21 protein-coding genes are annotated in these 22,495 nt (G+C 51.6%); 18 read left to right on the forward strand and 3 right to left on the reverse strand.

Annotated elements, in window-relative coordinates; translation table 11 throughout:
- The first annotated feature begins 200 nt into the window (after positions 1-200).
- The 3 genes from ACZ481_RS01515 (at position 201) to ACZ481_RS01525 (ending at position 3,339) form a co-directional block, all read left to right on the forward strand.
- Positions 201-1,409 carry a response regulator gene (locus ACZ481_RS01515; RefSeq protein WP_464768441.1) on the forward strand — a complete coding sequence of 403 codons (1,209 nt, stop codon included), beginning with the start codon at positions 201-203 and terminating at the stop codon, positions 1,407-1,409.
- 164 nt (positions 1,410-1,573) lie between these two features.
- Entirely contained in the window at positions 1,574-2,704 is a 1,131-nt protein-coding gene (locus ACZ481_RS01520; protein WP_464768442.1) for a sensor histidine kinase, read from the forward strand.
- A 218-nt stretch (positions 2,705-2,922) separates the two neighbouring features.
- Positions 2,923-3,339: a TadE/TadG family type IV pilus assembly protein gene (locus ACZ481_RS01525; protein ID WP_464768443.1), complete on the forward strand. Its 417-nt coding sequence runs from the start codon at positions 2,923-2,925 to the stop codon at positions 3,337-3,339.
- A 124-nt stretch (positions 3,340-3,463) separates the two neighbouring features.
- Here the strand turns inward: ACZ481_RS01525 and ppnP are convergent, their stop codons facing one another.
- The gene (gene ppnP, locus ACZ481_RS01530; protein WP_464768444.1) at positions 3,464-3,775 is read right to left on the reverse strand and encodes a pyrimidine/purine nucleoside phosphorylase; all 312 of its coding nucleotides are present in this window, start codon (positions 3,773-3,775) and stop codon (positions 3,464-3,466) included.
- Positions 3,776-3,959: 184 nt separating this feature from the next.
- On the opposite strand from ppnP, the gene ACZ481_RS01535 reads away from it, so the two are divergent.
- From ACZ481_RS01535 to rsmI, 7 genes are all read left to right on the forward strand, one after another.
- A complete protein-coding gene (locus tag ACZ481_RS01535; RefSeq protein WP_464768445.1) occupies positions 3,960-5,453 on the forward strand; it encodes an aminotransferase class I/II-fold pyridoxal phosphate-dependent enzyme in 1,494 nt (497 codons plus the stop codon).
- A 10-nt stretch (positions 5,454-5,463) separates the two neighbouring features.
- Entirely contained in the window at positions 5,464-6,141 is a 678-nt protein-coding gene (locus ACZ481_RS01540; RefSeq protein ID WP_464768446.1) for a dTMP kinase, read from the forward strand.
- A 300-nt stretch (positions 6,142-6,441) separates the two neighbouring features.
- Positions 6,442-6,894 carry a YaaR family protein gene (locus ACZ481_RS01545; RefSeq protein ID WP_464768447.1) on the forward strand — a complete coding sequence of 151 codons (453 nt, stop codon included), beginning with the start codon at positions 6,442-6,444 and terminating at the stop codon, positions 6,892-6,894.
- The gene (holB, locus tag ACZ481_RS01550; RefSeq protein ID WP_464768448.1) at positions 6,895-7,893 is read left to right on the forward strand and encodes a DNA polymerase III subunit delta'; all 999 of its coding nucleotides are present in this window, start codon (positions 6,895-6,897) and stop codon (positions 7,891-7,893) included.
- A 2-nt stretch (positions 7,894-7,895) separates the two neighbouring features.
- The gene (locus tag ACZ481_RS01555) at positions 7,896-8,705 is read left to right on the forward strand and encodes a PSP1 domain-containing protein (RefSeq protein WP_464768449.1); all 810 of its coding nucleotides are present in this window, start codon (positions 7,896-7,898) and stop codon (positions 8,703-8,705) included.
- A complete protein-coding gene (locus ACZ481_RS01560) occupies positions 8,705-9,454 on the forward strand; it encodes a tRNA1(Val) (adenine(37)-N6)-methyltransferase (protein WP_464768450.1) in 750 nt (249 codons plus the stop codon). Before ACZ481_RS01555 ends, ACZ481_RS01560 begins: the two co-directional genes overlap by 1 nt.
- Positions 9,451-10,320, forward strand: a complete 870-nt coding sequence (gene rsmI / locus ACZ481_RS01565; protein ID WP_464768451.1) for a 16S rRNA (cytidine(1402)-2'-O)-methyltransferase — start codon at positions 9,451-9,453, stop codon at positions 10,318-10,320. Before ACZ481_RS01560 ends, rsmI begins: the two co-directional genes overlap by 4 nt.
- A 6-nt stretch (positions 10,321-10,326) precedes the next feature.
- Here the strand turns inward: rsmI and ACZ481_RS01570 are convergent, their stop codons facing one another.
- On the reverse strand, positions 10,327-10,575 hold the full coding sequence (locus tag ACZ481_RS01570; RefSeq protein WP_144352568.1) for an AbrB/MazE/SpoVT family DNA-binding domain-containing protein: 249 nt from the start codon (positions 10,573-10,575) through the stop codon (positions 10,327-10,329).
- Positions 10,576-10,861: 286 nt separating this feature from the next.
- Between ACZ481_RS01570 and metG the strand changes: the two genes are divergently transcribed.
- The 6 genes from metG (at position 10,862) to rsmA (ending at position 18,425) form a co-directional block, all read left to right on the forward strand.
- Positions 10,862-12,793, forward strand: a complete 1,932-nt coding sequence (gene metG / locus ACZ481_RS01575; RefSeq protein ID WP_464768452.1) for a methionine--tRNA ligase — start codon at positions 10,862-10,864, stop codon at positions 12,791-12,793.
- A 1-nt stretch (position 12,794) separates the two neighbouring features.
- On the forward strand, positions 12,795-13,574 hold the full coding sequence (locus ACZ481_RS01580; RefSeq protein ID WP_464768453.1) for a TatD family hydrolase: 780 nt from the start codon (positions 12,795-12,797) through the stop codon (positions 13,572-13,574).
- A 219-nt stretch (positions 13,575-13,793) separates the two neighbouring features.
- Positions 13,794-14,783, forward strand: coding sequence for a 3D domain-containing protein (locus tag ACZ481_RS01585; RefSeq protein ID WP_464768454.1), 990 nt, complete (start codon positions 13,794-13,796; stop codon positions 14,781-14,783).
- A gap of 363 nt (positions 14,784-15,146) precedes the next feature.
- Positions 15,147-16,874 carry an ABC transporter ATP-binding protein/permease gene (locus ACZ481_RS01590; RefSeq protein ID WP_464768455.1) on the forward strand — a complete coding sequence of 576 codons (1,728 nt, stop codon included), beginning with the start codon at positions 15,147-15,149 and terminating at the stop codon, positions 16,872-16,874.
- Positions 16,875-16,998: 124 nt separating this feature from the next.
- Positions 16,999-17,568, forward strand: coding sequence for a ribonuclease M5 (gene rnmV / locus ACZ481_RS01595; RefSeq protein ID WP_464768456.1), 570 nt, complete (start codon positions 16,999-17,001; stop codon positions 17,566-17,568).
- Positions 17,568-18,425: a 16S rRNA (adenine(1518)-N(6)/adenine(1519)-N(6))-dimethyltransferase RsmA gene (gene rsmA / locus ACZ481_RS01600; protein ID WP_464768457.1), complete on the forward strand. Its 858-nt coding sequence runs from the start codon at positions 17,568-17,570 to the stop codon at positions 18,423-18,425. Before rnmV ends, rsmA begins: the two co-directional genes overlap by 1 nt.
- 16 nt (positions 18,426-18,441) lie before the next feature.
- Here rsmA and ACZ481_RS01605 read toward each other — a convergent pair whose 3' ends face one another.
- Entirely contained in the window at positions 18,442-19,248 is an 807-nt protein-coding gene (locus ACZ481_RS01605) for a glycosyltransferase family 2 protein (RefSeq protein ID WP_464768458.1), read from the reverse strand.
- Between the two features lie 181 nt (positions 19,249-19,429).
- On the opposite strand from ACZ481_RS01605, the gene yabG reads away from it, so the two are divergent.
- Together yabG and ACZ481_RS01615 are read left to right on the forward strand one after the other, a co-directional pair.
- On the forward strand, positions 19,430-20,305 hold the full coding sequence (gene yabG / locus ACZ481_RS01610) for a sporulation peptidase YabG (protein ID WP_464768459.1): 876 nt from the start codon (positions 19,430-19,432) through the stop codon (positions 20,303-20,305).
- Positions 20,306-20,651: 346 nt separating this feature from the next.
- Positions 20,652-22,418 carry an Eco57I restriction-modification methylase domain-containing protein gene (locus ACZ481_RS01615; RefSeq protein ID WP_464768460.1) on the forward strand — a complete coding sequence of 589 codons (1,767 nt, stop codon included), beginning with the start codon at positions 20,652-20,654 and terminating at the stop codon, positions 22,416-22,418.
- Positions 22,419-22,495 lie beyond the last annotated feature (77 nt).

The raw sequence follows: 22,495 nt of genomic DNA on the forward strand, positions 1-22,495 counted from the left end.
GGCTATGAATGTAGGTCTTAAGTCCTAATAATTTAAACAGTAGGTCTGATAGGTCGGCGGGAAATAGTCGGGTAAAATTAATTTAGAATGTTGGCGTAGCAGGCAAGCGGCGGAAATCACCTGCTAATCTTTGCCTGAACCATTCGATGCCTGACAGGACCGGGAGAATTTGTCCGCAAAAACCCTAGGGGGTAAGACAAATGGTTAAGAAGATTAAGGTGCTTATTGCCGATGATAGTGCGGCAACGCGGGAGAATATCTGCAAACTGATGGCGTTTGATTCCGAATTGGTGATCATTGGCCAGGCCGAATCGGGGCTGGAAGCGGTAGTAATGGCCAAGGAGCTGCAGCCTGATGTAATTTTAATGGATATAAATATGCCGGGTATGGATGGCATTACGGCCACCGGCCAGATTACGGCCGAAGTTCCTGGCTCCTCAATCATCATGATGAGCGTGCAGGGGGAGCAGGAATATCAAAGACGGGCGATAACTGCCGGTGCTGTAAGTTATCTCATAAAACCTTTTAGCGGTGAAGAATTGCTGCAGGTTATTAAAGAGAGTCTACATAGGAAAAAAACAGGCAGGGCGATAATGGCTCCTGCGAAACCGCCAGGACAGGGTAAGCTGATTACCGTGTTTAGCACCAAAGGCGGTACCGGTAAGACAACGATTGCCACCAATTTAGCGGTGGCGCTTGCGGCTAAGACCGGATTGGAAACAGGCATTGTGGACGCTGATCTTCAATTTGGCGACGTAGCGTTGTTGCTAAATCTTATGCCCCGGGTTACCATCGCGGACCTGGTGCGGGATGATGCCCAGCTTGATAAACAAAGCCTGGACAGCTATCTGGTACACTTTAACCATTCGGTAAAAGTGCTGGCAGCACCTTTGCGGCCTGAACAGGCGGAAATGATAACAACCCGGCATTTATCAGCCATTCTCAATATTATGCGGGCTAACTTTGCCTATACGGTTATTGACACAGCCTCCGTATTTTCCGAGGCGATGATGACGGTGCTTGCGGCGTCCGATATGATCCTGGTTGTGGCAGCCCTTGACCTGCCAACTATCAAGAATGTAAAATTGTGCCTGGAAATGCTGGAATCCCTTGGTTATGGCGAGGATAAAATCAAGGTAGTGCTGAATAAGACCGCTGCTGACAGCGGGATGGAGATCAGTGAGGTGGAAGAGAGTCTGAGCTATACATTTGCTGCGGCTGTGCCCGGCGATGACCAGGTGGTTGTGTCGTCTGTAAACCGCGGGGTTCCTTTTGTCAGCAGTCATCCGGAAACACCGGTTGCCAGAGGGATTGATGATCTGGTTTGCCTGGTCACTGGCGGCAGGGAGCAACCGGCCGGCCAGCCGGGCCTGGGGGTTGTGGAACGGGTTAAACGGTTATTTGGCTAAACCAGGGATTGGCTTTTATCGCCACTGGCAGCTGTGCTGATTTTGGAAGGGGGCGCAAGTTTCTGCCCTCTTTAGCTATTTTCCGGCAGCAGGATATGGGGCAGGTATGACGAAATGGCTTATAGTGTACCGATTCAATTAGAGGGATGAGGAGCCTGGCCTGCATGAAGAATCTTGATGTGAAAATCCTAGATAAGATTGTTAAAGGGACAGTTGCTGCGGTTGAAAAAAGTAAATCGCAGATTTTTGACATATATGAGGCCGCCCGGGGGGAGACCGAGAATGTGCGGCGGGATGTTGAGCGCCTTAAGCAGGAAACGGCTGAAATCATTTTCAAGGTGGATGAGCTGGAGAGAAAAGAACGCCGATCCCGGCTGAGACTGATGGAGGTTAGCCGGAATTTCCGCAACTATACCGAGGTTGATATCAAAGCTGCCTATGAGGATACCAGCAATGTTCAACTGGAATTGGCAATGGCCCGCCTGCAGGAACAGAATCTGCGGCGGCAGCGTGATGACCTGGAGATCCGGCTTAAAGTACTTAAAAACACGGTTGAGAAAGCGGAGGAACTCGTTTCGCAGGTCGGAGCGGTGCTGGGTTATTTAGGCAACCAGATGGGCACTGTGGTCACCCAGATTGAATCTTTGCAGGCCAGCCAGATTTTTGGCGCCAAAATAATCAGAGCCCAGGAAGAGGAACGGCGCCGTGTGGCCCGGGAGATTCATGACGGCCCGGCTCAGGCCATGGCCAATATTGTTTTCCGGGCGGAGGTGTGTGAACGCCTGATTGATAGCGATATTGCCAGATCCAAACATGAACTTAAAGACCTGCGTGAGCAGGTCAGGGTAGCACTTAGGGAAACCCGCAAGATTATTTTTGATCTCCGGCCGATGACGCTGGATGACCTAGGGCTGGTACCCACGGTTAGGCGGGTGCTTGATACGATGAAAGAGCGGTGCGGCATATTCCCGGAGGTTATTATAATCGGGGAGGAAAAGCGGCTGGACTCGCATATTGAGATTGGCTTGTTCCGCATTATCCAGGAGGCTCTCAATAATGTGGAGAAACATGCCCGCGCATCGGCGGTATGGGTTCGGTTTGACTTTCGCCTTAGCACGGTGGCCGCGGTTGTTGAGGATAATGGCCGGGGGTTTGCGTCGGCGGAGAATCTTGGCAGCGAGAGTTTTGGCCTGATGGGTATGCGCGAACGGATCAATCTGCTGGGCGGGGAGTTAAACATAAAATCGGAAATAGGAAAAGGCACGCGAATTTACGCTGCCGTACCGCTGAAATGATAAGCTGCCTGTTGCCGCAATATATCCGTAGCAGTGCCGGGAATCCTTTCGCCCCAGGGCAGGAGGGATTTTTTGCATTTATGAATTTAGGCAGGCCTAGGACTATCTGCCTAGGCGCTGCAGAAGATAAGACTTAGGTATGATAGTGCTCGCGGCTGCTGGCTGCTATAATTAAACTACCGGTAGTAAATCCAACTGTTTGCATATGGGGTGATAAGGTGGACATTACCCGTTATTTCAAACAACCGCGCGGGCAGGCTTCGCTTCGGACTGTCATTTTGTTGCCTGTACTGGCATTGCTGCTATTCAGTCTTTTGGAGTTCGGACAGGTGATGAATCAGTATCTGGTGCTTACCGCTGCTGCCCGGGAGGGCGCGCGCTCCGCTGCGCTCAGCAATGATTTTGCCGCCCGGTCAGCAGTGAATCAGGCTGTGGCCAGTATCGGCAATAACGACCTGCTTGTTACTATTGGCTATGCAAACGGTAAACGCGCCCAGGGCGAGGCGGTCACTGTAACCGTCAGCAAGCCCATTACGGTAATCACCCCGATCCTGAGAGACATTGTCAATCAGGCCTTTATACCAGAGCCGCTGCTACTTAGCGGCCGGTCGGTTATGAGGGTGGAAGTGCCATAAGTTAAGCTTAATATAGAGCGAAGTGTAGTTTGCCCCGGCTTACAAGCCGATAGCCTCAGGCCGAGGCAGGGCAACCCAGCCATGATCGAGCCCTGGCGCTTACTGCGTCAGGGCTCTGGGCTTTTTAAATATAAGAGCAGCAGTAGTCTATAACTGTGGCTACTTTAAGTTTAAAGCGCGATGCTGCCGGCACCTGGAAGGTGTCGCCTGGCTTATACGTTTTCCACTCTGTTTCTCCCGGCAGTAATACCGCCATTTCTCCTGCCAGGATCTCCATAATCTCGGCGGCTGCGGTGCCGAACTCATAATCTCCCGGCAGCATAATCCCAAGGGTTTTTTTGCTGTTATCGGCAAAAATTACTGTCCGGCTGGTTACCTTGCCTTCAAAATAGACATTAGCTTTTTTAACGATAGTTACCTGTTCAAACTGCTCCATATCATCATCTCTCCCTATTCGCGTTTACTGGGGATTACCATTATTACTATTTCTTTATTATAGTTTATTGCCAGGCTTTAGTAAAACATAAAAAGTCTGTGGGGACAGTTCTTTTGTCTTTAAACTTGTAGCCTGCACGGCAGTATGTTAAAATATTTACAACTTGCCTGGGTATAATATAGCAATGAATTTAAAGGTGGTGGGCCGCGTGCTCGATCAGAAGACAGTACCCTTGCTGACGGCAATGAAGGTTTATGTAAATGATAAAGTAATACCGTTCCATACCCCGGGCCATAAAATGGGCAAAGGTATGCACCCGGCGCTGGCTGATCTGGTACCGCCGCAGACGCTGGCCCTGGATTTGGCGCTCATGGAGGAGCTGGATGACCTGCATGAGCCGCATGGGCCGGTAAAAGCGGCTCAGGATCTGGCGGCTGACCTGTATGGAGCTGATCACAGCTATTTTGTGGTTAATGGCACAACCGGCGGTATTTATGCCATGATTCTGACTATCGCCGGGCCGGGGGACAAAATTATTGTGCCACGCAATGCCCACCGTTCAATTATCGGGGGCATTATTTTAAGTGGTGCAATCCCGGTGTTTATGCAGCCGGAAGTGGATAATGACCTAGGACTGGCAATGGGGGTTACGCCGGCTACTGTGGCCGGTACGTTGGCCCAGCACCCTGATGCCAAAGGCGTATTGGTGATTAATCCGACTTATTATGGGGTTGCAACCGATCTGAAGAAGATAGTAGACATTGTTCATAGTTATGATATTCCGGTGGTTGTGGATGAGGCGCATGGGCCGCATCTCAAATTCTCCGGCCGTTTGCCTGTACAGGCCCTGGATGCCGGTGCTGATATTGTCGCCCAAAGCACCCATAAGATCATCGGGGCCATGACCCAGTGCTCGCTGGTGCATTGCCGGGAAGGACGCATCCGTGTCCCCCGCCTGAAAGCCATGCTGCAATTAGTGCAGTCGACCAGCCCCAATTATATTCTCCTGGCTTCGCTGGATGTGGCGAGAATGCAGATGGCGACAGCCGGCCCGGCCCTGATTGAACGGGCTGTTGATCTGGCGAATCAGGCCAGGCAGGCAATTAATGAAATTCCCGGCTTAACCTGCTTCGGCCAGGAAAAAGTGGGTAACCCGGGTGTTCACAGCTTTGACCCGACCAAGGTAACTGTGACTGTTAAGGGGTTAGGACTGACAGGGGCGGAAGCGGAACGAATTTTGCGTCATCAATATAAAATTCAGGTGGAACTGTCTGATGTTTACAATATACTTTTTCTCATTACCTTAGGCGATTCGGAACGGGAAGTGGCGGCGCTGGTGGCGGCATTGCGGGATTTGGCCGCCACTCATCACGGCACCCGCGATTTTTCGGATATTCATCAGATCAATCTGGCAGGCAAGTACCCCCAGCCGCCGGCCCAGGTGATTTCACCACGGAATGCCTTGTTTGGCAACACCTGCATGGTTCCTTTTAAAGATGCCGATGGTATGATCTGTGCGGAAATTGTTACTTTCTACCCGCCCGGCATTCCGATGCTGTGCCCGGGGGAGCGGATTACGCAGGAAATAATTGACTATTGCCATGTTTTGCAGACTGCCGGCCTGCATATTTCCGGGCCCGAAGATTACCTGCTGAAAACGATTAAGGTAGTTGACTGAGGGAGGCTGTATGCGAGGAAAACTAATTGTTATTGAAGGGACTGACGGGAGCGGCAAGGCGACCCAGTCCGGACTGCTGGCAGAGCGTTTGCGGACCGAGGGCATTGCGGTGCGTAAAGTCGATTATCCCAACTATCAGAGTCAGTCGTCGGCCCTGGTTAAGATGTATTTGAACGGGGAGTTCGGCAATCGCCCGGAGGATCTTAATGCGTATGCCGCCTCGGCCTTTTATGCTGTTGACCGCATTGCCTCTTATAAAAAAGAGTGGGAGAATTTTTATTTACAGGGCGGTGTTGTTATTGCTGACCGCTATACTACTTCCAATATGATTCATCAGGCCGTTAAAATCAGCGACAGGACGGAGCAAAACAATTATCTTGACTGGCTATGGGATTTTGAATTTGTCAAATGCGGCCTGCCTGTTCCTGACATGGTATTTTTTTTGGCAATGCCGCCGGCCGTTAGCAAACAGCTCCTGTGCGGACGGGAAAACAAAGCCGGCAGCAGCCGGGATATCCATGAGCAGAACCATGCCTATCTCGAACTATGCTATAAAAATGCCTGCCATATTGCCGACCGATTTGGCTGGCACCGGATCGACTGCACCGGCGCGGGGCAGCTTAAAGACGTTGCAATCATACATAGTGAAATATACCGGCAGGTTGGCGAACTGATTGGCAGGGAATAGGGAATCCTAGTGTCTTGGCCATGTTATATTTTAGTTTTAGGGCGAGACAAAATGGCCAAGGGCAAGGAAGCACCGACGACGCATACTGGAAGGGGTCTGCTAGGAGGGGCTGACGCCGCCATTGGCCATTTTGGCCGTCATCAAACTAAAAAGATAATGTGGTCAAGACACTAGCACCCTGCCTTTTATATTACCGTTTTTCTGCCAAATATTTGATTATTTTACTAAAACCATTTATAATTTATAGGATAAGAAGTATGTTATCTGCCCTGTAATTTCTAGGCAGGAGGGCTATAATGCATGAGTATGAAAATAAATAAATTAGCTATGGGCAATCAACCGGTGGTCGCTGAACGTGAACAGGCCGGCAAAGCGGAGAAAACAGGCGATTATTTTGCTGCCGACTTATTGAAAACACAGGAAAAGCAATCAGCGGAGCGTCTCAAGGCGATGCTGGCCGAAATCGATGACAGTGGGCGCAGATTGTCGAATATGCCGACCTATGGCGAACTGAAAGCCTATAAGGAGCTTGTCCGTAATTTTATTGGTGAGGCTGTAGCCCGTATGTATACGCTGGAATCACGCACCGGCTGGGACCGTCATGGCCGGCAGAAAATGTATACGACCATCCAGCAGATTGATGCCAAGCTAAGTGAGATGGCCGAAGATGTGCGCCTCGGCCAGCAGCGCCAATTGTCAATTATGTCCAAGCATGACGCGGTCCGGGGCATGCTGGTGGATTTATACACGTAGATGATGAACAATTGGCACGATCTAATCGGACATGATGTTAATGTGCGCATCATCCGGGCGATGCTGCTTGCTGATACAGTGCCGCATGCGCTATTGTTTACCGGCCCGGCGGGGATTGGCAAAAGTCTGGCCGGTAATTTGCTGGCTGCCGGCATCTTATGCGGCGGTACCGGTGCCAAACCCTGCGGGGTCTGTCAGGCCTGCCGCCTGTTCGGCCGCAGCGCTCACCCCGACTTTGCGCTGGTGCGGCCTGACGGCCGGGCAATCAAGATTGATCAAATCCGCACGCTGCAGCATTTTGCCGCTTTCACTCCGGCTCTGGGTTTACGGCGGGTATGCCTGATCGAGGATGCGGAGCTGATGACGGTGCAGGCTGCTAATAGTTTGCTCAAACTGCTGGAAGAGCCCCCGGCTGGTTTTGTGTTTATCCTCGTGGCAGGGATCGCGCAGCCGTTGCTGCCGACCATTCTATCGCGCTGCCAAAAGCTTTCCTTTCAGCCGCTGGCAGCCGGTTTGCTCGCCCAGGCGCTGGCGGCCAAAGGCTATGTGCCGGAAGCGGCCAACGTAGCGGCGCGGTTAAGCGGCGGCCGCATGGGGACGGCACTCGAATTATTGGCTCCCGGCGGTCTGATTAACCGGGATAAGGCGATGGCATTATTAGACAGTCTCCAGGATAAGGGGCTGGCGGCTGTGTGGGACCAGGCGCTGGCGCTGGACAGTCTTGACACGAAAGACGTGGTAGGAATTCTGGAGTTTTTGGTGTGTTTATTGCGTGATATTGTACTTGTAGCCGGCAGGCATAGTGAGCATTTGCTGTATAATAGTGATTGTATTCCCCAGTTAACAGGCTGGGCGGAGGCTTGGCCGGAAAAACAAAATCTTTTGGCAATCAGTGCAGTGAAAGATACGCTGCGGGCGATTCGCGGCAATGCCAATACCCGGCTGGCCATCGAGGCGCTGCTCTTAAATTTGAAGGATTTAGCGGAAAAAGGAGATTAAGTATGTTGACAGTAGTGGGCATCCGCTTTAAAAAGGCGGGTAAAATATATTATTTTGATCCCGGCGGGTTGGCGATAAAGGCCGGTGAGCATGTGATTGTAGAGACTGCGCGGGGGCTGGAGTTCGGTGATGTTGTTGTGGGGCCGCGGCAGGTGGAAGACAATCAGATCGTGGCGCCTTTGAAGCCGGTGCTGCGGAAAGCTACACCGGAGGATGAGGAAAAAGTCAAGGATAATCGGAAAAAAGAGAAAGAGGCCTTTAAAATCTGCGAGCAAAAAATTCAGGCCCATGACCTGCCGATGAACCTGGTGGACGTGGAATATACTTTCGATGTCAATAAGATTATTTTTTACTTTACCGCGGAGGGGCGGATCGACTTTCGTGAACTGGTGAAAGATTTGGCCAGCGTTTTCCGTACCCGGATCGAACTCCGTCAAATCGGTGTCCGCGATGAGGCTAAGCTGATGAACGGGATCGGCTGCTGTGGCCGGTCGCTGTGCTGTGCAACCTTCCTGGGAGATTTTGAACCAGTGTCAATCCGGATGGCCAAAGACCAGCATTTATCGCTTAACCCTACGAAAATCTCCGGTATCTGCGGCCGCCTGATGTGCTGCCTGAAGTACGAAAATGACTGCTATGGCGGCTGCTGCGCCAAAAAGGTGGTGGCGCCGGCGGTTGGCAAGGAGGTTGTCACAATTGAGGGCGAAGGCAAGGTATTAACAATTAACCAGCAGAAACGGACGGCCACTATTGCCCTGCCGGAAGGAAAAACCTTAATTATTCCGTGGGACGAGGTAGTGGAGAAAGAATAATGGCAGCTGACGGGATTCGGTTAAAGCCGGGTGAGCGGGTAGATGACCTTGTTATTGATAATATGAAACTAATTCAGCATCCTGACGAGTTTTGCTTCTCGCTGGATGCTGTGTTGTTGGCGCAGTTTGCCAGCCTGGGGCCAGGCTGGCAGGTGGCAGACCTTGGGGCCGGCACCGGGGTTATCGGCCTGCTGCTGCTGGCGCGGGGCGCCGCTAAAGTCACCGGCGTGGAGCTGAATCCGGCCATGGCCGATAGGGCCGGCCGGTCGGCGGCCTGTAACGGCCTTGCCGACAGATTTGCCGTAATCCACGGGGACCTGCGGCAGGTACAGGAATTTTTGGCAGGCGGCTGTTTTGAACTGGTTGTTTCCAATCCGCCCTATCGCCCTGTGGGCGGCGGCTACATAAGCCCCAACAGCCGGGTAGCAATGGCCCGGCATGAGGTGACGGCAACGCTGGCCGATGTTGTTGCGGCCGCCAAATATCTGGTAAAGTACCGGGGCCGGTTTGCTATGGTGCACCTGCCGGAGCGGCTGGCGGAAATTACGCTGGCTATGTGTGCGGCCGGCATCGAACCAAAGCGGCTGCAGTTTGTGCATCCGGCTGCCGGTAAAAAGCCCAACATGCTGCTTATTGAGGGGGTGCGGGGGGCTAAACCGGGAATTGATGTACTGCCGCCCTTAATTGTATATACTACTGATGGGAACTATAGTGAAGATATTATGAAGTTTTATAGTCAGGACAGGTGACTGCTGTGACAACAGGTCAGGGAACTCTCTATCTATGCCCCACACCGCTCGGTAATCTGGAGGACATGACCTTCCGGGCTGTCCGCGTGTTAAAAGAGGCGGCCGCAATTGCCGCCGAAGATACCAGGCATACGCGTAAGCTTTTAAATCACTTTGCAATCCATGTGCCGCTGATCAGCTATCATGAGCACAATAAGGCGGAACGGGGGCCTGAACTTATCCGGCGCCTGTTAGACGGTGACAGCATTGCGCTGGTCAGTGACGCCGGGATGCCGGCCATCTCCGACCCCGGGGCTGACCTGGTGAGGCTGGCCGTTATGAATAACGTGCCGGTAGTGCCCCTGCCGGGCCCCAATGCGGCGTTGACGGCCCTGATTGCCTCCGGGCTTGACACCAATAGTTTTACTTTTATCGGTTTTTTGCCCAAAACGAATAAACACCGGCGGGACATGCTGGCCGGATTAGCGGGCCAGCCCTACACACTCATCTTTTACGAAGCGCCGCACCGGGTGCGGACAACTTTGCAGGAGCTAAAGCGGGCCCTGGGCAACAGGCCGGCGGCCATTGCCCGGGAATTGACGAAGAAATTCGAGGAATTTGTCCGGGGTGACCTGGACAGTATCGAACGGTACTTTACCGAAAACCAGCCCCGGGGTGAGTTTACTATCCTGGTAGCCGGCCGCCAGGCTGAGGAAAAGCCGGCGGGAGCGGCCGAGCCGGTGGCGGCTGCTGCTGTAATCCAGGCGGTTGCCGGGCTTATGAACCGGGGCATAAATAAAAAGGACGCCATCCGTGAGGTGGCGTCGCAGAAAGGTCTACCGCGAAGAGTGGTGTATCAGGCTGTTCTTGACAGCGATTTAGTCTAAGCAGGCTTAGACGGCTTTGTTACCCATTGATTCCAGGCACTCTTTGCAGACATTTTTGTTTTTGAAATTGGTAACATCGGCGGCATTGCCGCAGAATACACAGGCAGGCTCATATTTCCGCAGAATGATGCGGTCACTGTCCACATAGATCTCCAAGGCGTCTTTTTCTTCAATATCCAGAGTCCGGCGCAATTCAATCGGAATTACCACCCTACCCAGCTCGTCCACTTTACGTACTATACCAGTTGATTTCATTTTTCTTTCTCCCTTCATACGCTACTATAATTTAATAACATTCAATCAACAAGATTCGACAAAACCTGCTCAACTAAATAATACCAAATATTACAATGCTTGTCAACCTAGAATTTTCCAAATCGCAAATTATTTTTAAAATTGCGGGAAACCTATGTATAAAATTACTATACAATGTCATATAATACTACTTTATGTCGAAAAAGACAACTGTTGACAATTTTGATAACAATGTCTATAATTGGTAAAATATACGTAAAGCGCGTTATGCTAAAAGGAGGATATTATGCCGAAAAAACCTTTTTATATTACAACCCCGATTTATTATCCCAGTGACCGGCTGCATATCGGCCACGCCTATTGCACTACGGTTGCCGATACCATTGCCCGCTATAAACGGCTGGCCGGATTTGATGTGCTGTTTCTGACCGGCTCGGACGAACACGGCCAGAAAATTCAGCGCAAGGCGGCAGAGAACAATACAACGCCGCAGGCCTATGTGGATAAGATTGTGGCCTCCTTCAAACATCTGTGGGAGAAGCTTAATATCTCTAACGACGACTTTATCCGCACTACCGAGCGGCGTCATCATGAGCTGGTACAGGCCGTATTTCAAAAAATCTATGATCAGGGCGACATCTATAAAGCGGAATATGAAGGCTGGTACTGTACGCCCTGCGAGACTTTTTGGCTGGAGCGCCAGCTTAATGAGGGAAAATGCCCGGATTGCGGCCGTGCGGTTGAGATTGTGAAAGAGGAAAGTTACTTTTTCCGGATGTCCAAGTATCAGGACCGGTTGCTTGCCTATATAGAAGAAAATCCCGAGTTTATTCAACCCGTATCCCGCCGCAATGAGATGATTAACTTTATTAAAGGCGGCCTGGAGGACCTGTGTGTGTCGCGGACTACCTTTGACTGGGGCATACCTGTTCCGTTTGATACCAAGCATGTGGTATATGTGTGGTTTGATGCGCTGACTAATTATATTACGGCTGCCGGTTACCTCCATGACCGGGAAAAATTCGCCAAATACTGGCCGGCTGATATTCATCTGGTCGGCAAGGAGATAGTCCGTTTTCACAGCATCATCTGGCCGGTTATTTTAATGGCGCTGGGGGTCGATCTCCCGAAAATGGTATACGGACATGGCTGGCTGGTGGTGGAAGGCGATAAAATGTCCAAATCCAAAGGCAATGTCATTGATCCGCTGGCTTTGATTGATGAGTTCGGTCCTGATGCCATCAGGTATTTCCTGCTGCGGGAAATTACTCTGGGCCTTGACGGCAACTTCTCAAGGGACGCGCTGATTAACCGAATTAATGCTGATCTGGCTAATGATCTGGGCAATCTGCTGCATCGCAGCCTGAGTATGATTGGCCGGTTTAATGGCGGTGTTATCGAGGCTCCCGGTGAAACGGACGCGATTGACCAGGAGCTTATTGAGCTGGCCCGGGTTACTGCAGCCCAGTATGAAAAACACATGGAATACCAGGACATTAACGCGGCGCTGAAGGATGTCTGGACTCTGATCGGGCGTACCAATAAATATATTGATGAGACCGGACCGTGGGCGCTGGCCAAAGACCCGGCCAAAAAAGGCCGGCTGAATACGGTATTGTTTAATCTGGCCGAGGTGCTCAGAATTGTTGCTATCCTGATTTCGCCGTTTATGCCCGTAACCGCGCCTAAGATCTGGCGGCAGCTTGGCCTGGCTGCTGACTTCACCGGCGCAACCCTGAGCGAGGCGCAGGCCTGGGGGCGCCTGCCGGCAGGGACTGTGGCCGCGAAACCGGAACCGATTTTTCCGCGTATTGAGGAAAAGCCGGCGGAAGAGACGGAAACCAGGCCTGCGGGCAAAGCGGCAGCGGCGGCAGGTGATGAGCCGCAGGTCCCCGTCCTGCCTGAGATTACTATTGATGAGTTTGCCAAAGTGGATCTGAGAGTAGCTAAAGTCCTGGCGGCGGAAAAGGTTAAAAAAGCGGATAAGCTGCTGCTCTTAACCGTTGACCTGGGAACCGAACAGCGGACGATTATCTCCGGTATTGCCAAGCATTATGAGCCGGAACAGCTTGTCGGCCAGAATGTCGTCATGGTCGTTAACCTGAAGCCGGCCACGATCCGGGGGATTGAGTCCCGGGGCATGGTTTTGGCAGCATCGGTCGATGACAGGCTGCAGCTGGTTACTGCCGATATGCCGGCCGGCAGTAAGGTGAAATAAGATGCTTTTCGATTCGCACGCCCATCTTGACGACAAGCGGTTTGCCGACGACCGGAGTGCGGCAATCGACCGGGCGGCGGCAGCCGGCCTTGTTGGCATCATTAATGCCGGGGCCTGTATGGAATCGTCAGCCCGTTCCGTCGCGCTGGCGGCTCAGCATGATATGATTTTTGCGGCCGTCGGTATTCATCCCCATGATGCCAGAGAGGCTAAAGAAGAGGATTATGACCAGCTAGCAGCCTGGCATTCTTTGCCGAAGGTGGTAGCTATCGGCGAGATTGGCTTAGACTATTATTATGATCTGTCACCGCGCGAGCAGCAGCAGCAGGTGTTTATCCGCCAGCTTGATGTGGCCCGTCAGCTTAAGAAGCCGGTCATTATCCATGACCGCGATGCCCATGGTGATATCCTGGCCATTGTAAAGAAAGAGGCGAAAGGGCTGACCGGGGTATTTCATTGCTTTTCCGGCAGCCTGGAAATGGCGAAAGAGGTCATTAAGCTTGGCTTCTATGTATCGTTTGCCGGACCGGTAACTTTCGCTAAAGATGGGAAGCTAAAAACGGTGGCGGCCAATATACCGCTGGAGCGCCTGCTTGTCGAAACCGACTGCCCCTACCTGACCCCGCAGCCGTTCCGGGGGCGCCGCAATGAACCGGCATATGTCAAGTTTACTGCGGACGAGGTGGCCCGGGTGCGGGGGCTGGAGCCGGCCGCGCTGGCCGAGGCGGCAACGGCCAATACAAGGCGCCTGTTCGGCCTCGCCGGCGGCAATGAGCCCTGAGGCAAGATGATAGCAGGACGTAGCAGGAATAAAATGGAAGTCGGGCGAATACTCTTACAATAAGTAACAGTTTGCCCGACTTTTTGTATGTATAAATTTTCCAGACATTGGTAATACTCCCAATAGAGAGTGGATAATTATGGTTAAAAATTGGTCAAGCGTTTGACTGATTAACCATGTTATGATATAATTGTTAGGCTCGCAGAAAGGGGGGTATTCATGAGTGATGAAATGTCCGTACTGACAAAGTACAGGAACAGGAAAGCGGTAATGATTATCGCGCTGCTCCTGGCATCACTAGTGGCAACCGGATTTGTTTGGGCGTATAAAAAAGTACATATTGTAGCAGATGATCAAACGTATAGTGTCAATACGCTATACAAAAGTCCGCACAGAATATTAAACCAAGCCGGCATTACGCTTAGCCCTGAAGACGAAATCAGATTGTCGACAGCCAGTGTAAATACCGGGACCGTTATTGAGGTATTCCGGGCCATACCGGTCACAGTAACTTATCAGGGTAAAACCACCAGTATTTTTACCGGTAAGCCGACTGTCCGCGAAGTAGCCGACCAAATGGGAATTCCTCAGGACAAAATTAAATTAATTCCTGAGGACAGCACCAGGCCTGCCGCCGGCATGAGCATCCGGGCCGTCACGTTAAGTGAGCGGATTGAGGAGCAGGAAAATCCCGAATTGTATCAAATTGTCCGTCAGCCTGACTCTACCCTGGAAAAGGGTGTGGAAGAGACTGTACAGGCCGGTGAAAACGGCGTAAAGAAGGCTACCGTCCGGGTTCGCTTTGAAGATGGGGCCAAGGTGGCCGCCGATGTGCTGGCCGAAACGGTGACCGTAAGCTCGAAGCCGCAGATTATCCGGGTTGGCACCCGGGATGTTGTCGACACCTCGCGCGGCAGCATGCGCTTCAGGAACGTCCGCTACATGGAAGCCAGCGCTTATCTGCCGACAGACGGTTCGGCCCAGGGCTTAACTGCAACCGGCATTTACGCCCGCCGGGGGATTGTTGCCGTCGACCCGTCGGTCATACCGCTCGGCACCCATGTGTATGTTCCCGGTTACGGGATGGGACTGGCCGCTGATACGGGCGGCGCCATTGTGGGCGAAAAAATCGACCTGTGTATGGAGGATGCCGCTGAAGCCTGGCGCTTCGGGCGCCGGATGGTAAAGGTATATGTGTTAGACGATTAGCGGTAAACAGCCTGTAGCCCTGAAATTGGGCTTACAGGCTGTTTTGTTGTGTGCCGGGGTGAAAGTCGGGGTCAGGCCTTACTTTTACACTTTTTTTACACTAATGATAAAATATGATATAGTATGCCGCCAAAGCGAAAGGCAGGCTGTGGTCCGGCGAGGAGCTGAAACACCTGGCAAAAAAGATTAGTAACAATTTGTGTGAAGTGTAAGGCCTGACCCCGCTAGCCCGCTAGCCAAGCGGGGCTGGCTGTGATGTTTGGCCACCGGTTAGGGGGCGCGATAATTGTTGCCCTGACAGACAGCAGGAGTCAGGCCGGGAGGCAGCGAATCTAAGAAGATTATTATCAAATAGCCGAAGGGATGATGCACTTGGCTGCCTTAAACCGTAAGTTTTTACAGGCTACGTGGAGCCTGGCCCGTGAATACTGGCATTCGGAGGAGAAATGGCAGGCCCGGGGCCTGTTAGCTGTAAATGTAACCCTGAACCTGGCCTATGTTTATATTTTAGTGCTGATTAATAAGTGGTTCAACCGGTTTTATAATGCCCTCCAGAACTTTGACAAAGAGGAGGTTTTCAGCGCCCTGGTCGAGTTTTGCCTGCTGGCAGCCTGTTATATCCTTGTCGCCGTTTACCAGCTTTACCTGCAGCAGATGCTTGAGATCAAATGGCGGCGCTGGATGACCCATAAATATCTTAATCACTGGCTTACAGACCGGATGTTTTACCGGCTGCAGCTGACAGACAGTTATACGGATAACCCTGATCAGCGTATTAGCGAGGATTTAAGATTATTTACGAGTTATACCCTGGATTTGTCATTAGGCCTGCTGAAAGCGGTGGCGACTCTGGCTGCCTTTATTGCCATTTTGTGGCAGTTGTCCGGCACCCTGGTGATTCCGCTGGGCAGCGAGCAACTGGCTGTCTCCGGTTATCTGGTGTGGGTGGCTCTTATTTATTCTGTGGTTGGCACCTGGCTGGCTCATAAAATTGGCAAGCCCCTGGCCAGGCTTAATTTTGACCAGCAGCGCTATGAGGCGGATTTCCGGTTCAGCCTGGTCCGGCTGCGGGAAAATAGCGAAAGTATTGCCTTCTATGGCGGCGCGGCCCGGGAAGAGCATTCCTTTATCAGCCGCTTTGGCAAAGTGTTCAGTAATTACTGGCAGATCATGCAGCGGCGCAAGCAACTGACCTGGTTTGCCTCGGGCTATGGGCAGATCGCAATTATTTTTCCGCTCGTGGTGGCGATGCCCCGTTATTTTGCCAAAGAAATACAACTCGGCGGCTTGCTGCAGATCGCTAAGGCCTTTGACAGTGTGCACGAATCTCTTTCTTATTTTGTCAGGAGTTATGCCGTTATGGCCGAGTGGAAGGCTGTGGTTGACAGGCTTACCGGTTTTATTGACAGTATGCAGCAGGTGAGCACGCTGCCTCAGGGCAGTGCTGTCATCAAAGCGAGTCCTGAAGCGGTTCTGGCTGTCAGTGACCTGAACATTAACCTGCCTGACGGCCGGAGAATCCTTGATGGTCTCAGCCTGACCGTCCGGGCCGGGGAATCGCTGCTGGTGGCAGGCCCATCCGGCAGTGGCAAAAGCACTCTCCTGCGCACCCTGGCCGGCTTATGGCCTTATGCGGAAGGCCGGATAACGATCCCGGCCGGGCACAGCTTTTTGTTTTTGCCGCAAAGATCGTATCTGCCGCTGGGGACGCTGCGTGATACATTGTTGTACCCAGGTCTGAACCGCCAGGTAACAGATGAGGAAATTACAGCCGCCATGTCGCTGTGCAAGCTGGAGGGATTGCAGGGTCATCTTGATAAAACGGAAGACTGGTCTCATATTTTATCTTTAGGCGAGCAGCAGCGGATTGCCTTTGTCCGGGTGCTGATCCATCAGCCGGACTGGCTGTTTATGGATGAAGCCACATCGGCGCTGGATGAAACTACGGAACGACTGCTGTATGGTTTGGTGCAGGAACGTCTGGCAGGTACGACTTTGGTCAGTGTTGGCCACAGGAACACCCTAAATAGTTATCATAAAAAGAAACTGTCTCTTGATGGCCGGGGCCACTGGAGTTTGCTGGTGATATAGGCTGGCGGACAAAAGTAAGACCGCCACCGGCGGTGCATATAGGTCTTTCTTTAATCGCTAGATAGATAAAAGTCCGTCAAATGTGATATGATAATCATATTGTGCAGGTAATGGGGTAGATTAGATGATAAAAGAAGTAATCGTGGTGGAAGGCAAGCAGGACATTGCCGCTGTCAGACGGGCTGTCGCTGCGGAGTGCATTGCCACCGAGGGTTTTAACTTATTGCCGCGCTGCTTAAGCCGGATTGAGCAGGCCTATAAGAAAAGAGGGATCATTATTCTTACCGACCCTGACAGCGCCGGCGAGCGGATACGGAAATTTTTGTCTGAACGGTTTCCGGAGGCTAAGCACGCTTTTGTGCCGCGAGACCAGGCACATGCCAACAACGATATCGGTATTGAGCAGGCTTCACCTGCGTCCATCCGGGCCGCGCTGAGCAAGGTGCGCCTCCATGAGTGGGAGCCAAGCGGCGAATTCAGCTGGCCTGATATTATGGCTGCCGGTTTAAGCGGTGTGCCGGCAGCTGCCGGCCGGCGCGCCGCTGTGGGGGAACGCTTAGGCATAGGCTATGCGAATGCCAAAAGCTTTTTGTACAGACTGAATCATTATGGGGTCAGTCGTGATGAATTTATGGCGGCAATAACCGGATTGGCGGCCGCAGCCGGACAAAACAGCGGCGTGGAGGACGAATAATGGCGATAAAACCATGCATTGCGCAAAAAGACGTAACTTTACATATCTTAAAGACCTTCGGAATTCATATGAGCAAGCGGCTGGGACAGAACTTCCTGATTGACAGCCAGGTTGTTGCCGGCATTGTCGACGCTGCCCAAATAACAGCGGGAGATGCCGTGCTTGAAATCGGTCCCGGAATTGGCACCTTAACCCAGGGGCTGGCTGAAGCCGGGGCTGCCGTTACGGCGGTGGAGCTCGACCGGCGTCTGCTGGATGTGCTGGCTAAAACGCTGACTGGGTATGATAATGTCAAAGTAATTCATGGCGATATACTCCAAATCGACATTTCCCGGGAAATTAACCAGGAAAGGTACAAGGTTGTCGCTAATCTGCCTTATTATATTACGACACCAATTATTATGAAGCTCCTGGAGGACCGTCTGCCAATCGACATCCTGGTAACGATGGTCCAAAAAGAGGTAGCCCAGCGTATGGTTGCCGGGCCCGGCGGAAAAGACTACGGAGCGTTGTCGGTAGCCGTGCAATATTATACCCAGCCTGAAATCATGTTTTCGGTGCCGCCCCGGGCCTTTATTCCGGCCCCGGCCGTGGAATCGGCGGTTATCCGCTGTACTGTGCGGTCAGAGCCGCCGGTCCAGGTCGGCAGTGAAAAAATGTTTTTCCGGGTGGTGAAAGCCGCCTTTGCCCAGCGGCGGAAAACCCTGGCGAACAGCCTGAAGGCCGCCGGACTGGACAAAGAAGCGGTCATTCAGGTATTAGCCGAGGCCGGGATTGACGGCCGGCGGCGGGGCGAGCAGTTGTCGCTGGCTGAATTCGCTGCTGTCGCTAATGCCTGGACGAAGCTTATATCATAAAAACTTGAAGCCCTGCTCATTTCGAGCAGGGCTTTTCGCTTAAAAACAAGTCTAAGAGGTCAAAACGGCGCTCACTATGGTACCCTAAGTAGGTCTTTGTTTGCCATTGGCGGTTGCGGCTCTGGTCATGGAAGGCGGCAATGGCTTCTAGGCAGTCACCAACAATGGTATCGATGATTTTATTGGTATGAATTTGATTCTTTACCGATGAACCCAGACGGTAGTGGGGAATCGTTGTTGCTATATCAATTTTTAACTTATTGAGGCGGGCCAGTGCCATTGTGACCGGGGGAACAGCCAACTCGCGCAAGGAAATTGTCTCCAGGAGGCGGCGAGAGACTGCATGGGGCCCATGGGCCGGGCTGGCTAAATTGATTTTTTTGTCTAATCCCAGTTCTTTATTAAGGTTTAGCCGCCACTGGAAGGTGGGGTTATAACGCTCAATATGGCGCGGGGGGGAAGGGTAGCAGTTTGTTAGGGCCATATCCATATGTTTTAATAATACGCCGTCGACCAGCTCCATCAAGTTTTCATTAAAGGTGCCTACCATATCGCCGTCCACAAAGACGACAACGTCGCTGCCCAGAGCCAAAGCCGCTTTAGCACCTACGGCGCGGGGAGTGTCAATTCCTAAACATTCGTGAAAATAGATAATCTGCAGTTTGGGGAGACGCATCGCTAACGCTTCACGCATTGTACTGTCTTTTGAACCGTTTGCCACTAGAATGATGTGATCAATCGGTAAAGTTCCCAGATTTTGCAATACAGTAGTAATGCGGCCTCCTTCGTTTTTGGCCGGTACGACCACGCAAATCACGTCCATCACCTCGGAGTAAGCATGCGTGTGCTGTGCTATCAGATAAAGCGGTCTCCACGGGGGCTCACTATAGTATATAGTGGGGATTAGAGGTTTGCTACTGCGCCGGCAAGGATAATTTTGTGGCACTTCAGATAGACGCTACATAGTATGTAATAGTCACAGCGTTATCTAAGGGGGGGAGTACATGGACATTCAAGTCGGCGATCTGGTCGTCAGAAAGTCTCATGGCGGCGATATAGTTTTTAAAGTAACAGATGTGTTCGAAGATAATGCCCGGCATATTCATTGTGTTCTGAAAGGTCTGCACCTTAGGTTAATTGCCGATTCGCCGATAGATGATTTAATGCCAATTGAGGCCGAACATCTGCGCAATGAGATTGTGCGCATGGAAGGCATGCATAATGATACGCTAAGACGGGTGTTAATGCGCCGCAGCCGTGAACGGGAGCAAGTCGAGTTAAGGCGCGCGGAGGTAACGAAAAAGTTTACTTTTTTTGATTTGCCGGGACGGGTTTTACATCTGGACGGTGATGAAGAATACCTGAGAATGTGCTTAAAAACGTATAACCAGCTTAATATCCCGGCCGAGGGACGCTGGGTGGAAGAAAGCAAACAGGTGGAGGTTGTTGCCGCCTTGTTGGAAGAATTCAGACCGGATATTTTGGTGCTGACGGGCCATGATGCCCTGACAGGCAATGGTAAGAAAGATTTTGCCGATATTAATAATTACCGGAATTCCAAACATTTTATTGCTGCCGTAAAAAAAGCCAGATTATTTGAGCCTTCCCGCGATGATTTAGTGATTTTTGCCGGCGCCTGCCAATCTCATTTTGAAGCTATATTATCATCAGGTGCCAACTTTGCCAGTTCACCCAACCGTATTTTTATTCATGCTTACGATCCGGTTTTTATTGCTGAGAAGGTGGCGTTTACGCCTATTAATAAAACGGTGGAGGTAAGTGACGCGATTACCGCTTCCGTAACAGGTATTGACGGCGTAGGTGGTCTGGAAACAAGAGGGAAGTTTAGACTGGGCATGCCGAAAACACCAATTAAGTAATGCTGAAAATACGCCCTCACAGGCGTATTTTTTATATGTTATCCTGTTATGCCCCTGCTATCTTAAAGGAAAGCGGCAGGGTATTAGCGAATATAGAAGCAGTAGTTACTGGTACTTCATCCTTCTTAAAACCGCTGGAATAGTTTGCGTAGATTTTTTCGCAATGCAAGGCGGAGGACGCTAACTGCTTCAGTAAGAGCTGCTGTAATGAAGCCGGTAGGCGATAGGTCTGTGGCCGCGCCTATCGGACATAGGTAAGGCGACGACAACGCAGCAGGGCGGAAAAAGATGCGCAAACTATCCTTGGGTTTAGGGGAGATGGAGTACTAGTCCCGGAGGCGCTGTGGTGTTGAATGCTGAGAAATGTCAAACCGGTCGGCCGGCCTGTAAAGCGGCCGGGATTTTTTATACGCCGGAACCTATTGTCAATTATATTCTCAACCATACCCTGGCCAGGCATGATGTCGTGATTAACCCGGCCCCCCGGGTTTTGGATCCGGCCTGTGGCTCAGGCAATTTTCTGGTGGCCGCCTACGATCTATTGTGGAGAAAATTCACTGCCGCCCTTATGCTGCTCAGGCAGCGCTATGGCAGTCACCAATATACGATGAATACGGGTGACGCCGAAACAAGGCTTACGGGCAGGCAGTACTGGCAGCCGGAAAACCTCCACTATCATATTATCAGTTGCTTATATGGTGCTGATGTTGATGCTGCTGCTGTTGCTGCGGCCAGGCTCCGCCTGGGGGAAAAAGGCGGCGAAGCAGTCAAACCCGGAGGCTGCCTGCTGGTTTGCGACAGTTTGATTAAATGGGAAACGGAAGAAACGGCCGCAACCGGTCAGGGCCGGAACCGGCCGGCGGCGGCCGGCTTCTGGGGACTGGGGTTCGATTATATTGTGGGTAATCCGCCGTATATCAGTTTCGGCTTAAACCGGGTAGGCAAATTGCCGGCAGAGCAGGCCGCGTATCTAAGACGCAATTATCCGCATTCCGCCCAGTATAAGCTGAGTTATTATGCTTTGTTTCTGGAAAGAAGCATTCAGGTCTTAAAAACCGGCGGCTACCTGGGCTTTATCACGCCTGACAGCTACCTGCTCGGACGCTATTATTCGAAGATTCGGGAATATATTTTGCAGACTTGCTCCATTCAGGCCATCAGTTTGGTTAAGCGCAATGTGTTCGCCGGTGTTCTCGTAGGTACTCCGGCTATTACGATTCTGAAGAAGGGCAGCTGGAATACAGCCGAAACGGTAGCCGTCAGCAGAATTGACAGCAGCGGGGCGGGCGAAGACCCGTACCGGTATGAGCAAAGGTATTTTGCCTGGCAGGTGTATAGCCGGTTTCGCTTATTTTTTCATGCTAAGGATAAAATGCTGATCGATAAGATTGAAGCAGCCCCATACCTGTTCAAAGATTTCACCAAGATCAGGACGGGAATGCGTTCTTTAACCAGGCAGGCTGATATTAAAGGCAAAACTAAGTTAGGGCCTACATGGCGGCAGGGGTTAATCTCCTCCGGCCAGGTATTGCCGTTTTGCCTTACTTATCAGGGTGACTGGCTTGACGTAAACTCTGCTAAGCTGAACAAAGGCGGCTGGAATGCGGCGATTATGGCCGGCCCCAAGATTTTTTTGCGTCAGACCGGCGACAGCTTAATTGCCGCCATTGACAGATCCGGGTTCTATCATTTAAATAATATCCATTCACTGGTGATTTCACGGGCCGGAGTAAGCCTGGAATTCCTGGCCTGTATCCTTAATTCCAGGCTGATGAACTATTACTATCACACGATAACCCTGGAAAAAGGCCGGCCTATGGCCCAGGTGAATATTGAAACCGTCGAAAAACTGCCATTAATAACTGATCATCCTTGTAGGGAAAAATTAGAAGGGCTGGGAGTAAAGCTGGCCGAACTGTCCGGTGCTGCCTACTGTGGCAGCCTGGAACCGCAGGCTGAAACCAAGACGGCCGGCGAATTAGCAGCACTGTTCCAGGAGATGAATACTCTGATATACGCCATGTACGGCCTGGCGGACAATGAAATCAGCTATATTGAGCAGCTGAGCATTCTCCAGCCGGGAAATGGTAAAAGCAATGGTGGTAAAAAATAGAAGGACATCAGGGAGACGTCCTTTTTTACTCTGGTGGCTACTAGTATATAGACACAATTAGATATTAGCATTAAACT

Source organism: Sporomusa intestinalis, from assembly GCF_055383785.1.